Source organism: Coriobacteriaceae bacterium (assembly GCA_025992855.1).
Classification (GTDB): domain Bacteria; phylum Actinomycetota; class Coriobacteriia; order Coriobacteriales; family Coriobacteriaceae; genus Collinsella.
Window position 1 is genome coordinate 1,005,641 of the sequence record DAJPGB010000001.1, and the last position, 12,676, is coordinate 1,018,316.

The 12,676-nt window shown below is 59.5% G+C and carries 12 protein-coding genes and 1 riboswitch; of the genes, 3 read left to right on the top strand and 9 right to left on the bottom strand.

The features are described 5' to 3' along the window. Positions 1 to 94 precede the first annotated feature (94 nt). The 6 genes from OIL88_04170 to OIL88_04195 all read right to left on the bottom strand — a co-directional run bounded on the left by OIL88_04170 (position 95) and on the right by OIL88_04195 (position 7,438). The gene (locus OIL88_04170; GenBank protein ID HJI71567.1) at positions 95 to 694 is read right to left on the bottom strand and encodes a tRNA (cytidine(34)-2'-O)-methyltransferase; all 600 of its coding nucleotides are present in this window, start codon (positions 692 to 694) and stop codon (positions 95 to 97) included. Positions 695 to 795: 101 nt separating this feature from the next. Next, positions 796 to 1,926 (bottom strand): GTP-binding protein, encoded by a 1,131-nt coding sequence (locus OIL88_04175; GenBank protein ID HJI71568.1) that lies wholly within the window; start codon positions 1,924 to 1,926, stop codon positions 796 to 798. Between the two features lie 86 nt (positions 1,927 to 2,012). Then, positions 2,013 to 2,354, bottom strand: coding sequence for an ArsC family transcriptional regulator (locus tag OIL88_04180; GenBank protein HJI71569.1), 342 nt, complete (start codon positions 2,352 to 2,354; stop codon positions 2,013 to 2,015). Between the two features lie 12 nt (positions 2,355 to 2,366). Further along, positions 2,367 to 2,990 (bottom strand): flavodoxin family protein, encoded by a 624-nt coding sequence (locus OIL88_04185; protein ID HJI71570.1) that lies wholly within the window; start codon positions 2,988 to 2,990, stop codon positions 2,367 to 2,369. 73 nt (positions 2,991 to 3,063) lie between these two features. Further along, positions 3,064 to 4,593 carry a diguanylate cyclase gene (locus OIL88_04190; protein ID HJI71571.1) on the bottom strand — a complete coding sequence of 510 codons (1,530 nt, stop codon included), beginning with the start codon at positions 4,591 to 4,593 and terminating at the stop codon, positions 3,064 to 3,066. Positions 4,594 to 4,720: 127 nt separating this feature from the next. Beyond that, on the bottom strand, positions 4,721 to 7,438 hold the full coding sequence (locus OIL88_04195; GenBank protein HJI71572.1) for an EAL domain-containing protein: 2,718 nt from the start codon (positions 7,436 to 7,438) through the stop codon (positions 4,721 to 4,723). A 315-nt stretch (positions 7,439 to 7,753) separates the two neighbouring features. Here OIL88_04195 and OIL88_04200 point away from each other — a divergent pair, with 315 nt between their 5' ends. After that, positions 7,754 to 8,623, top strand: coding sequence for a patatin family protein (locus OIL88_04200; GenBank protein HJI71573.1), 870 nt, complete (start codon positions 7,754 to 7,756; stop codon positions 8,621 to 8,623). Between the two features lie 100 nt (positions 8,624 to 8,723). Here the strand turns inward: OIL88_04200 and OIL88_04205 are convergent, their stop codons facing one another. Genes OIL88_04205 through thiM form a run of 3 tightly spaced genes read right to left on the bottom strand, consistent with a single transcriptional unit; the run spans position 8,724 to position 10,600 of the window. After that, positions 8,724 to 9,419 carry a thiamine phosphate synthase gene (locus tag OIL88_04205; protein HJI71574.1) on the bottom strand — a complete coding sequence of 232 codons (696 nt, stop codon included), beginning with the start codon at positions 9,417 to 9,419 and terminating at the stop codon, positions 8,724 to 8,726. Further along, positions 9,416 to 9,757: a thiamine-binding protein gene (locus OIL88_04210; GenBank protein HJI71575.1), complete on the bottom strand. Its 342-nt coding sequence runs from the start codon at positions 9,755 to 9,757 to the stop codon at positions 9,416 to 9,418. Before OIL88_04210 ends, OIL88_04205 begins: the two co-directional genes overlap by 4 nt. 3 nt (positions 9,758 to 9,760) lie before the next feature. Continuing rightward, a complete protein-coding gene (gene thiM, locus OIL88_04215) occupies positions 9,761 to 10,600 on the bottom strand; it encodes a hydroxyethylthiazole kinase (GenBank protein HJI71576.1) in 840 nt (279 codons plus the stop codon). Between the two features lie 52 nt (positions 10,601 to 10,652). Continuing rightward, positions 10,653 to 10,763: riboswitch (TPP riboswitch) on the bottom strand. A gap of 93 nt (positions 10,764 to 10,856) precedes the next feature. Between thiM and OIL88_04220 the strand changes: the two genes are divergently transcribed. Then, positions 10,857 to 11,765 carry a Cof-type HAD-IIB family hydrolase gene (locus tag OIL88_04220; GenBank protein HJI71577.1) on the top strand — a complete coding sequence of 303 codons (909 nt, stop codon included), beginning with the start codon at positions 10,857 to 10,859 and terminating at the stop codon, positions 11,763 to 11,765. Between the two features lie 10 nt (positions 11,766 to 11,775). Next, a complete protein-coding gene (locus OIL88_04225; protein HJI71578.1) occupies positions 11,776 to 12,672 on the top strand; it encodes a LysR family transcriptional regulator in 897 nt (298 codons plus the stop codon). Positions 12,673 to 12,676 lie beyond the last annotated feature (4 nt).

Below are 12,676 nucleotides of genomic sequence, written 5' to 3' on the forward strand. Positions count from 1 at the left end.
TTAACTTCATTTTATTCTAGTTAATTTCAGTTAAAAACGGTTAATTACGTTTAATTATATGGCGGTCGAATGTGACAAAGGGACTGTTCCTTTGTCACATGCCCGTAAATCCTGTCTGGCGTAGGGCCTCGTAGAGGACGATGGCGGCGCTGTTGGAGAGGTTGAGTGCGTTGATGCGGTAGTCGTCGGGATTGACGAAGTTACCGCAGATGTCCTGCTGCAGGATGGCTTCGTGGCTGTCCTCGGTGTGCCCGAGCGACTCCTCATGGGCCTCCCAAGCATCGGCGTTGTCGAGCGAGTCGCGATCGCGCAGCATGGGGATGCGCTCGCAGCGCTCGGGCGCCGCAGCGAGCAGCTCCTCGGGAATACCCGAGCTCTCGCTGCCAAAGACCAAGAAGTCGCCGTCGCGATAGGTACTTTGCGCATAGGTGCGGCGCGCCTTTTTAGTCAGTAGGTGCAGGCGCTCATCGGCGGGGGAGAGCCCGTTGCGCGCAAGGAAATCCTCCCAGCCGGCATAGGTCGTCACGTCCAAGTTTTGCCAGTAGCCCAGCCCGGCGCGACGCACCGTCTTGTCGTCGAGCGAAAATCCCAGCGGCTCCACCAGATGCAGGCGGGCGCCGGTAACCACGCAGGTGCGGCCGATATTGCCCGTATTGGCCGGAATCTCGGGCGCATACAGCACGATGTTGAACATGAATCTCCTTGGCTCAGAACGAAAAACCACCACGAAGGGGACAGGCACCTTCGTGGTGGTTTGGCGGTTACGTAGGCAGAAAAATGCCCGCTTGGATATACCTAGGCGCGGTGCCAGTCGGTCAGGCAGGCATCGAGGGAGGCGATGAGCGCATCCTTGTCCATGTGACGGCCGATGATGCACAGGCTCGTCATGCGGTCGCCCGTCTCGTCGTCCCAAATCTGCATGATCTCGGGGTTCTCGTCGATGATCTTCTGCTTCTCGCCCTCGGGCGCCGAGTCGACAAACAGGCCGTTCTCCATCAGGCGCATCTGGTGGCCAGCCTGCTCGAACATGTAGCACATGTCCGGATCGCCGGTCTGCCACAGCGGACCCTTGACGCGGATGACCTCGTCGGGCCACTCCTGCTCAACAAAATCGGTGAACTTCTGCAGGTCAAACGGCTTGCGACGCGAGTACACAAAGGTCTCGATGTCGTACTCGAGCACCTCGGGGTCGTCGTGCTCCTCGGGATGCTCCATGGCCTCGATCCAGGCGGCGGAGTTGTAGGCGCGCATAAAGTCGAAGCGGTCGGTGTCGAGCAGCTCCTCCATGGGAACCTCGCCGTTTTGAGCCTCGACAATCACGGCATCCTTCTGCAGGCTGCGCACGATGGCCTTGAGCTCGGCGATCTGCTCGGGGCTCACGGTGTCGGTCTTGTTGAGGATCAGCGTGGAGCAGAACTCGATCTGCTGGATGAGCAGGCTCTCGATGTCGTCCTCGTCGATATCCTCTGCCAGCAGGTCGCGACCGCCGTTGAACTCGTCGTACATGCGGGCGCAGTCGACCACGGCCACGATGTTGTCGAGCGCGAGCTTGGGCTCGCCGCCCACCTTGGCCTCGTCGCAGAAGCTCGAGATGGTGTAGGCGATGGGGATGGGCTCGCAAATACCCGAGGCCTCGATGATGATGTAGTCGAAGTCGCCCGAATCGGCGATGCCCTGCAGCTGGTTGGCAAGGTCGTCCGAAAGCGTGCAGCAGATGCAGCCGTTGGTGAGCGGGATGAGGTCGTCGGTCTCGGAAAGACCGCCGTCGGCGATAAGGCTGGCGTCGACGTTGATCTCGCCGATATCGTTGACGATCACGGCGGCGCGGATGCCGCCGTCGTTAGCGAGGATGTGGTTGAGCAGCGTGGTCTTGCCGGCACCGAGGTATCCGGTAAGCATGATGATCTTCACGGGTTTGTTGGGCATGTGCCCTCCTTTGTTAGACATGGCTTACAGTTGAATCTTATGCCAAACGCCTGCTCTTATACCCACGCGCCGGCAAATAACACAAGCTACTCCCAGGCTCCCCATACATCGGGGCAATAACCGACGGTGGCCTTTTTGCCGTTGCGCACGATGGGCTCGGCCAAGACCTGCTGGTTTTCGAGCAGCTTGTCGAAGCGCTGACTGGGGGTAAGGTGCTGAATGAGCGCGAGCGTCTCCTCGTCCTTGGCCTTGGGGTTGAGCAGCTTGTCGATGCCGCCGACCGCCTGCATCACGCTCGTGAGTTCGCCTTTGCTCATCTCCTTTTCCTTAAGGTCGATAAACTGCACCTTAATGCGGCGCTCCTTAAAATAGCGCTGAGCCTTTTTGGTGTCGAACGACTTCTTAGTCCCGAAGATTTGAATATTCATGGTTCCGCCGCTCTATCGAATGAAGTTGGTCGTTGCTCGATCGGCCTCGGGGGCTTCGATGCCGGCAGCCTTGCCTGCCTCGATGCAATGCAAGAGCCAGGCCATGTTTTTGCCGATGTTTCGCATGGTGGCAAGGCCCTCGGCGTCCCCATTGGCGTCGCCGGGCACGCGGCCAAAGACGTTGTTCCAGTAGGTGGAGGCGACCACGGGCATCTGGTTGATGGTGAAGTACTTGTTGAGTACATCGAACGTGGTCGACGTGCCGCCGCGGCGGGCAACGGCGACAGAGGCGCCCGGCTTGTGCGCAAAGGCCTTGCTGCCAGCATAAAACGCGCGGTCGAGGGCCGAGAGGATACGGCCGCTGGGGTGCGCGTAATAGACGGGCGAGCCAAAGACAAAGCCGTCTGCCTGCTCGGCGGCGGCAATGAGCTCGTTGACCACGTCGTCGTCAAAGGTGCAGCGGCAATCGAGCTTGCCGCACTGACCACAGCCAATGCAGTCGCGAATGGGCTTGGCGCCCAGCTGGAACACCTCGGTATCGATACCCTCGGCATGCAATTGCTCGGCGACTTCGGCAAGCGCGCGAGCGGTGTTGCCGTTTGCCTTGGGGCTACCGTTGACTAAAAGAACCTTCATCACAAACTCCCTGTGCTTTTGGTGACTTCTGCAGAGGATTATCGCACGATGGGGGGGCGGCGCGGGCGCGGCGCTAATCCAGTTTGGTACCTGGCACCTGCACGGCTTTCCCAAGCAACGCTTTGAGCTCGTTCAAAATGGAAACGGGCTGACGGTCGACGCCGTCCAGATGGAGCGTGGCCACGCGAATGGGCGGCTGATATTCAAGCGAGCCGATGAGCACGGGAGAACCCAGGAACCGTTCGATGTCGCTTGCGATCTCATCGATTGCCTCGGGGCCGAGCTCATCGAAGAGTGCCACGAACGTTGGTCCCGTCGAGCGGAACAGGCGGCCCTTGCCGCGCGAACAATCCATGAGGCAGGCGGCGCTTTCGGCGAGCACGCGGTCGCCTGCATCGAATCCAAAGCGGGCATTGACCTTGGCGATATCGTCGATCTTAATGGCGATAAAGCCTGCCTCGTGCGGTACGCGACGCATCTCCCCAATGGCGTTGACCAGAGCGTGGACATCGCCCAGGCCGGTTACGAAGTCGGTCGTATCTGCCAGGCTTCGGTTGATGATAATGCCCACGTACATGTTGGGTTCGGTGTCGGTGCCGTCCAGGCGGTAGCCCGTGCAGTCGCAGAGCACATACTTTCCGGCAGCATCCATCACGCGATACTGCATGTAATGGAAGTGCCAGGTGCCGTTGACCACCATGTCGAGCTCGGAGCGCACGTTGTCGCGGTCCTCGGGGTGGACGCGGGCGAGCCACATATCGACCGAGTTAAAGGGATGCTGGGAAGGCAGGCCAAAATCGCGAACGGCGTTGACCGACCATTGCGATTCACCGGTATCGAGGTTGAGGATGAATGGGTAGCGTGTCTCGGAGCTCATGGAGATTGCCTGGAACACACGGTCGTTGCACGGAAGATGGTCGGCGATCGGGTGTTGCTGCGTACCGTTGCCTTCCGGTTGCTGAACGCGGTGCATGAGCTTGTAGCGATACATCTTGCGGTCGGCATCCATCGTCATTTGGCGACGCGTGTCGCCAGCAAGCGGGTCAACACTCGAACAGCCAAAGCTAAAGCTGGCGATCATGGGCGCCTTACCGTTCGAAGTTGCTTCGATCAGATCGGCGCGCACCCGCTCCAGGCGTTGCTCGAGTTCCGTCTCGCTCTTGGTGGGCGAGACGAGCACGAACTCGTCTCCGCCAATGCGAAACAACATATCGTCGTGCTCCATGGTTTCGGAGAGTGAGCGGCAGATGCGCAGGATGTAGCGATTGCCCTCGGCGTGGCCGAATATATCGTTGCAGTGTTTAAGGTGATCGATGTCAATATAGGCGCAGGTAAAGGGTTCGCCGTTGCGCCAGAGCTGATCGACGTGACGGTCGAGTCCGCTGCGATTTCCAAGATTGGTGAGCTGATCGATATAGGCGCTGCGCTCGAGCAGTTGGCGCTCTTGCTGCATGATGGCGAGTGTCTTTTGCAGCTGCTCGCCAATGCCGCTCAGCTCTGCGGGCAATGCCGAAACATCGAGCTCGGCGGTTGAGGCCCCGTTCGCAAGTCGTTGAAGGTGGGCGATGATTGATTGCTCGCCCAGGCGATACGACTCGTTCATGATGTAAAACCTCCTTGGGCGAGACAACGGTTTGTATCATATGCCCAATTGCATTTTAATGGGGATAATAAGTTAGCCAATGGGGACAAACGTGCCCCTCAACGGTAGCGGCCTGCATGTGAACGCATCAATCCTCGCCATCGCCATCGAGCAATGCCTCAAAATCTACCGCCGGCATGGGACGGTAGTAGAGGAAGCCCTGAGCGTAGCGGGCGCCCATCTGACGGAGCAGCTGAGCCTGTGCCTCCGTCTCGACGCCTTCGATCACAACGGGCAGATCGAGCGATTGCGCCATCCCGAGCATCGACGAAATGATTTGCGCGCTACGGCCTTGATCGCCGTCGACGGGCACAAACGTGCGGTCGAGTTTGATGACGTCGACGTTGACGTTTTTGAGCATCGCGAGCGTGGACTGGCCGGTGCCAAAATCGTCCATGTAGGTCGAGAAGCCGCGGGTGTGCAGGTCGGCCGTCAGTTTATCCACAGCCTCGGGCTCTCCGGTATAGGCAGTCTCGGTAATCTCGATGCGCATGAGCTCGGGCGATAGATTGTAGCCGGCGGCAAGCGCGCTCATATGCTCGGCGACATCGCAGGCAAGGATATCCACGCGCGACACATTAAGCGAGATCGGAACCACACGAAGCCCCTGATCAAGGCGCTTGCGAAGCCACAAGGCAACGCCCTGCCAAATATATTTGTCGAGCGTCACCACAAAACCGCTTTCCTCGAGCGCCGGGATAAAGGAAACGGGCGAAATGAGGGCGCCGTCATTACCAATCCAGCGCGTGAGCGCCTCGGCACCAACAATCTCGCCGGTTTCCATGTCCACCTGGGGCTGCAGGTAGTAGGTGATGCGATCGTTGGAGAGCGCATATTGGAACTCGGTGAGGGTGTTGTGAAACGCAACCTCGTGGGCGTACTCTTCGGGGCGGAAAACAGCGATGCGGTCTTTAAAGTCATTTTTGGCGCGACGGTTGGCATACATGGCCCTTGCCTGAGCGTCGATGGTGATTTCCTCACGGGGTTTGACGGGGTAGACGCCCATGGACGGCCAAAAACCCACGCCGTCGTCGTGCCTGGCAACCGCTTCGCGCACGCCGGCATAAATTCGATGAATCGTATCGCGGTCAAAGGGAGCAAGGATGCAAAAGTCGTCCATGCCCCAGTAGCCCGCAACGCCCATGCCCGCGTTCTCGATATCCTTAAGCACCGTGCCCACATCGGCAAGCACGCGGTCGCCCTCGGTTTGTCCGTGCCATTCATTAAACAGGCGCATGTGTCCCATGTCGACGGTGGCAATGCACCATGCGCTGCCTTGTGCCGTCGACAGAAAGGCATTGGCGCGTCGCATAAACTCACTGGGGCGGTAGAGGCCGGTGAGCGGGTCGATGCGCTCGGCGATTGCGCCTTTGCGCTTGATTTCGGGAATGCAGGGACTGTCGTTGTGGAACGGTCCGTTTATGGCGCGAATGCGGCGGTCGAGTTCGTCCAAAACGGCCGGTGCCTGGTTAACAAGGCGCTCGTAGTAGACAGGCACGACCAGGCATGTGGGGGTGATGACGTCGCCGGCAATCTGGATGGGTTTTGAGACAACATGTTCCAAATCCCCAACGAGGTGATCGAAGGCATTGCGGTCAAAACTATCGGTAAGTACAACGAACTGCGCGCTGCGCGAGCGGAATACACGGCTTCTGCCGCGGATGAGCGAGAGCATGCGGCCGGCATACTCGGAAAGCATGGCATCGACGGCGTCGGCCCCATAGCGTTCATTGAGCTGCGTTGTACCGCGAACACGCACGGCGGCAAGGCCCATCCCGCGGTTATCGCGGCGGCAAGTATCAATGGCGCCGATCAACATGCGCTGGGTTCCAAGCCCTGTTGCGGGGTCAATCGTCTCGACCAGAGCGTGATTGACGAGTTCGCCAACGTAGAGCGAGGGCGTGTCTCCGTTTCCGTCGATGCGATAGCCTCGGACGCGACAAAGCACGTAATCGCCGGCGGCGTTGCGCACGCGATACTGCATGACGCGATAGTGCTTGGAGCCGTTGTAAATCTGGTTGATATCGTTGATATAGGCCTCGAGGTCATCGGGATGGACGCGCGTTTTCCAGTAATCGTGGCAGTTGTCTATATGCTCCGAAGGAAGACCGAAATCGCGCAAGGCGCCTTGTGACCAAAGGGTGCGATGCTTGTCCAAGTTCTCGATAAAGAAATATCGTCCCTCGTCAAGCATCGAGAAGGCGTCGAAGACACGGTCGCTGACTTCAAAATCGTCTGCATGAACTTGTTTGATATTGCGACGATCCAGGTGTACGGCATGGCGCAGCTTGTAGTCGTACATGCGGTGGTCGGCATCGAGCGTCATACGATCGGACGTTTCGCCCAGTTTTGGATCGGCATGCGATACGCCATAGCTAAACGAGTGAGGCATCTCGGCGTCGTTGTTTTTGAGCAGCACCGAGCGGCAATGCTCAAGGCGCTCGGCAAGGTCGTCTTCGGTCGCGATGGTGGACAAGATTGCGAACTCGTCGCCACCCAGGCGAAACACCGCTTCGTCAACTTTGATATAGAGCTTAAGGTACAGGCTCACCTGCATAATGTAGCGGTTACCCTCGTCGTGACCGAAGGCGTCGTTGCAGTGTTTGAGGTTATCGATATCGATAAACGCCATGGTGACCGGCGCGCCCTGCTCCCAGAGTTCTTCCAACGAGCGGGTATAGCCGCCACGGTTGCCAAGGCCGGTAAGTTGGTCGGTAAAGGCTGTTCTTACCAGGTCTTCCGGGCGCTCGAACAGGTCTTGAATGATCTTATCGAGCGTCTTGGTATAGGTGTTGGCTGTGTTCATATGTGAGTGGCTTTCTGGGGTCGAGATGGCTTGCGTCGGATGATCTTGTTGTCTATGGGACCTTCTGCGGTCTATGGACGCGTGAACTTTCGTCCCCGCCTTGTTTCATCGATGGGCTAGATTGTTGTCTACTGTTTGGTTCTGTTGCCTCATGATACGAACATCATTATAGGGTGTGTTTGTATAAACAAGGTCAGTCGTTAACAATAATCGCCGAGTGGTAATGTTTAGTTTGCATCGGCAAATGTGACCGAGACGGTATATGTTGACGGGTATACTTGTTCCGTTCAAAAGCATGAGGACGGGGATGGTTGCATGGCACTGCCAAAGACGGCACACACGGTGGGTCTGGCGCTCGAGGGCGGTGGCTACCGGGGCATGTATACGGCAGGCGTGCTCGACGTTTGGATGGAACATGGCCTGACCTGCGATCATATGGTGGGTGTCTCGGCAGGCGCTGCGTTTGGCTACAACTTTAAGTCGCGCCAGATTGGCCGCGCCATCCGCTACAACAAGGCCTATTGCGACGATAAACGCTATGCGAGCGTGGCCAGCTGGCTGCGCACCGGTGACATGTTTAATGCCGAGTTTGCGTATCACGAGGTGCCTATCGAGCTCGACCCCATCGACTTGGATGCCTACCGCGCCAATCCCATGAGGTTTACGTGCGTATGCACCGATATCGAGACAGGCAAGGCTGTCTACCATGACCTGCCCTATGGCGACGAGCGTGATATCGAGTGGATTCGTGCTTCGTCGGCGATTCCCGTGGCGACCAGGCCTGTTGCCATTGATGGGCATCGGTATTTGGATGGCGGCGTTGCGGACTCTATTCCCAGCGCCTGGCTTTTTGCACAGGGTTACGACCGCAATGTGGTGGTGCTGACGCAGCCGGCGGGTTTTGTAAAAGAGGCCAATAGCCTGATGCCCATGCTGCGACGCGTGTTCCGCCGCTATCCAAAGTTTGTTACAGCGCTTAGAGATCGGCATGAGGTGTATAACGCCACGCTTGACGATCTTGCGCGTCGTGAGGCCGCTGGCGAGATCTTTGTGGTGCGGCCGAGTGAATCGGTGAAAGTGCCGTCGCTTTGCCGCGAGCCCGATGAACTTGAGCGCATCTACCAGATCGGTCGCCGCGATGCGAAGGCGACGCTGCCCGCGCTGGAAGCGTATCTGGCGGGGTAGGGGCCACGGCGGAAAGCGCATCCCGGAATGGGGGTCCAAACTGGGATGCGCTTTCCGTAGCTGAAGATTTGTAGTCGCGGAGCAGTTGCTCGGCTTATGCCTATGCCTGCTGCCAGGTGTCGACGAGCTCCTTTGCCGCGGCGTGAGGGTCGTCGGCACTGCAGACGGCGCTCACCACAAAGAAGCCGTCGACGCCAGTGGCCTTGAGCTGTGGCAGGTCGACGGTCTTGACGCCGCCGCCCACCACGATGGGCACGGGGCTTGCGGTATGAAGCGCCGCCAGGTCCTCAAAGCTCTTGGTGATGATGGAGCCGTCGGCCGCGCGTCCGCAGTCGCGCTTGGTCTCGGTCTCGTGGAGGGGGCCCACGCCCAGGTAGTCGACCAGGCTCATGTCGGCGGTTTTAACGTACTCGAGCATCTCATCGCAGCGGGCAGAAAGGCCCACGATGGCATCGGGACCCAGCAGCTTGCGGCAGACTTCGACGGGAATGTCGCTTTGGCCCACATGGACGCCGTCGACGGCAATGCCCTGCTCGCGCGCGGCGAGTACGCAGTCAAGGCGGTCGTCGATCAGTAAGGCGACCTGACCGGTCTTGCCGGCCTGTGCGATTGCCTGCGCGGCGTCGCCGGTCAGCGCGATGATCTCGCGGGCGCTTGCCACCTTGGAGCGCACCTGGATGCAGGTAAAGCCGGCATCGAGCGCCTGGGCCACCACATCGCCCACGGGACGTCCCAGCGTGTTTTCGGGGCCGAGTACCAGATAGGCCGAGATATCAAGGTTGTCGCGGATGCTCATCGTGCTTCCTCCTGCTTTTTGATCTGTGCTTCCATGCGCTCGAGCTTGCCGGTCATGGTGTCGGTAAATCCGGGTCGAATATCGGCCTTGAGCACGACTTCGGTGCGGATGCCCTTGCTCGCCAACACAAAGGTTGCGTCGCGCACGGCCTGCATGACCTCGTCCCAGTCGCCCTCAATCTCGGTGAACATCGAGGTGGTGCGGTTGGGAAGGCCGCTCTCGCGAATAGCACGCACGACCTCGGCGACCTCGGCGGAGAGTTCATCGCCGGTGCCGCACGGGGCGATGGCCACGGCGACGAGCGTGTTCATGCCGGTATTGGTTGCGGGCTCGGACATGGCTTATGCCTCCTCGAGCTCGAGCTGGTTGTTGGCGATGTCTTGGGCGGTCGCGCGGTGGAGCTCGTCGATAAAGGCGACCTTAAAGCTTGCCGGGGCATCGGCGACAGCGGCGGCACGCGTGCCAGCCACGTTGTAGGCGGCGGTGCCGCAGACGGCTGCCGTAAACGGATCGGCCGCGCAAGCATATACGGCCAGCACGCCGCCCTGCGAGCAGCCACAGCCGGTAATCTTGGACATAAGCGGGCTGCCTCCGTGGGACTTGGCCACGGTCGAGCCGTCGGTGATCAGATCGGTCTCGCCCGAGACCACCACGGCGCCGCCGGTGTAGCGGGCGAGCGCTACCGCGGCGGCGCGGGCGGCATCGACCGTATCGGTGGTGTCGACGCCACGGGCGCGAACCAGGTCTGCCGCTTCGCCCTCAAGGCCCCACAGGGCGGCAAGGGCGATAATCTCGGAGGCGTTGCCGCGCACGATGGCGGGTTTGTACTGCTTAAGCTCGCTTACCAGCTGGGTGCGCAGGCTACCGATGCCCAGGCCCACCGGGTCGAGCACCCAGGGCTTGCCGGCGTCGTGTGCCGCCTTGGCCGCGCGGGGAATCGTCTGCTCGTAGATGGGGAAGAGCGTGCCCATGTTGAGATAGATGGCGCCGCCGCCGGCGACGAGCGCCTCGCCCTCGTCGGGCAGGTAGACCATAGCGGCCGAGCCGCCCACGGCGAGCTGTGCGTTGGCGACAAAGTCGATCGTCACCGTGTTGGTGATGGAGCCGGCCATCGGGTTGGTGGCGTGAATTTCGTCCACCGCTTTGATCATGTTTTGCTTAAGTTGTTCCGAATCGATCACTGCACATGCCTCCTTGGCATAGAAAAGGGGCGCTGTGCATAGACAGCGCCCCTGCAAAAGGCGGCATGCTCCCTACGCCAGCATTAACTGACAGGTTCAAAGGATTGGGCTCATTGCCCTCTCAGCCTTGTGGTTTGCACCGCCGGCACTCCTGCATCGAATCTGTTGGTCCCTATACTAGCGCACCTGCCAAAAAGGGGCAGGTTTATTTTGGCAGGTCGGTACAATAGGTAGGACCGATACGAATGGGGACCTCATGATCAAACTTGTGCTGACCGATATGGACGATACGCTGATTCCGGCCGGGCATGACGGCGCCAGCGACTACGCCATTGAGGGCATTCATGCCATGCAGGCGGCGGGTCTGCACTTTGGCCCGGTTTCGGGTCGCCAGCCGTCCGCGATGGGCTGGATGTTCAAAAATCGTTCCGAGTGTTTTTCGACTGGCGCGTTCTGTAACGGCCAGGTGATGTTTGTCGGCGGCGAAGTAGTCGCATCGCACGCAATCGACAACGATGCTCTGATGCGTTTGGCCGACTATCTGGAGCAAGAGACCGACGATACATTTCTAAAAGTCTATGGCCTGGGCGATGACTTTTGGGGCAACGATGCCTATTGCGTGACGAGTGATCCCGAGCGCGTTCGTCGCGCCATGGAGTCGGGCGGCAACGCATGGCTCAAAGGCGAAGAGGCCCCGTGCCGTCCCGTCGTCGATGAAGCGCCGGTGTTCAAGGCGAATATCTGGAGTGCCCGTTCGCGTGAGGAGCTCGCGGAGCTACGCGAGCGCGTTGCCGCTGAGGTACCGGAACTCTCGCTTGTGTTTCCCAACAACCGAGTGCGCCTGTTTGACATCCTTCCAGCAGGTTGGGACAAGGGTTGCGCTGCGCTGGAGCTGGCGCGCGCTTTGGGCCTGACGCCCGATGAGGTGGCCGTATTTGGCGATTCCGATAACGATCTGCCCATGATCGATGCCGTTCCCAACTCCGTTGCAGTCGCCAATGCCAACGAGGCTGTCACGGCTGCCGCGCGCTGGCATATCGGCGCTGCGGCAGACGATGCGGTTGCCGGGGCTCTGCATCAGATTGCCGCCTGCGCCGCGACGGGGGAGATGCCGCCGTTTACGCGTCAGATGGATGCGACGGGTTTCGACGTCACGAACGTCTAGGGAGAAAGCCATGAAGCTTCAGCAGCTCAGATATGTCGTCAAAGTTGCCGAATGCGGCAGCATCACCGAGGCCTCGCGCCGGCTCTTTGTGTCGCAGCCTTCGATTACCGCGTCGATCCGCGATCTCGAAAACGAGATGGGTGTGCACATCTTTGAGCGCACCAACAAGGGCGTCATTGTGTCCGAGGAGGGCGAGACCTTCTTGGGCTACGCGCGACAGGTGCTCGACCAGGCCGATCTGCTCGAAGGCAAGTACAAGGGCGCGTCCGAGCAAGTGCCGCACTTTAGTGTGAGCTGCCAGCATTATTCCTTTGCCGTTAATGCGTTTGTCGATGTGATCCGCGAGTTCGATGCCGCGCGCTACGACTTTACCCTGCGCGAGGAGCAGACTCACGAGATTATCGAGGACGTCGCGCATATGAAAAGCGAGCTCGGCATCTTGTACCTGTCCGAGCATAACCGCGAGGTTATCGAGCGTATGCTCGCCGCCAACGAGCTCGTATTCGAGGGGCTCTTCTGCGCCGCGCCGCATGTCTTTGTATGCGCCGATCATCCGCTGGCGGGTCGCTCGAGCGTGACGCTCGAGGACTTGGAAGACTACCCGTTCCTGTCCTATGAGCAGGGCAGCTATAATTCGTTCTACTATTCCGAGGAACTGACCTCGACGTTTGAGCGCCGCAAGAATATCCGCGTGCGCGATCGCGCGACGCTGTTCAACCTGGCCATGGGTCTCAACGGCTACACGGTATGCTCAGGCGTGATCAGTCATGAGCTCAACGGCCCTGGCATCATCTCGATTCCGCTCGATGTGGACGAGTACATGGAGATTGGCATCATCACGCGCAAGAACACGACGCTCACGCGCTACGGCCAAGCCTATATCGACGCGATCCGCCAGCATATCTAGGCTG

Bases quoted from the DNA above. Each gene is read 5' to 3' on its own strand.
- OIL88_04210 (HJI71575.1), bottom strand. From the start codon at position 9,757: ATGTCCGAGCCCGCAACCAATACCGGCATGAACACGCTCGTCGCCGTG.
- OIL88_04185 (HJI71570.1), bottom strand. From the start codon at position 2,990: ATGAAGGTTCTTTTAGTCAACGGTAGCCCCAAGGCAAACGGCAACACC.
- OIL88_04180 (HJI71569.1), bottom strand. From the start codon at position 2,354: ATGAATATTCAAATCTTCGGGACTAAGAAGTCGTTCGACACCAAAAAG.
- OIL88_04220 (HJI71577.1), top strand. From the start codon at position 10,857: ATGATCAAACTTGTGCTGACCGATATGGACGATACGCTGATTCCGGCC.
- OIL88_04170 (HJI71567.1), bottom strand. From the start codon at position 694: ATGTTCAACATCGTGCTGTATGCGCCCGAGATTCCGGCCAATACGGGC.
- OIL88_04175 (HJI71568.1), bottom strand. From the start codon at position 1,926: ATGCCCAACAAACCCGTGAAGATCATCATGCTTACCGGATACCTCGGT.
- OIL88_04200 (HJI71573.1), top strand. From the start codon at position 7,754: ATGGCACTGCCAAAGACGGCACACACGGTGGGTCTGGCGCTCGAGGGC.
- OIL88_04195 (HJI71572.1), bottom strand. From the start codon at position 7,438: ATGAACACAGCCAACACCTATACCAAGACGCTCGATAAGATCATTCAA.
- OIL88_04190 (HJI71571.1), bottom strand. From the start codon at position 4,593: ATGAACGAGTCGTATCGCCTGGGCGAGCAATCAATCATCGCCCACCTT.
- OIL88_04225 (HJI71578.1), top strand. From the start codon at position 11,776: ATGAAGCTTCAGCAGCTCAGATATGTCGTCAAAGTTGCCGAATGCGGC.
- OIL88_04205 (HJI71574.1), bottom strand. From the start codon at position 9,419: ATGAGCATCCGCGACAACCTTGATATCTCGGCCTATCTGGTACTCGGC.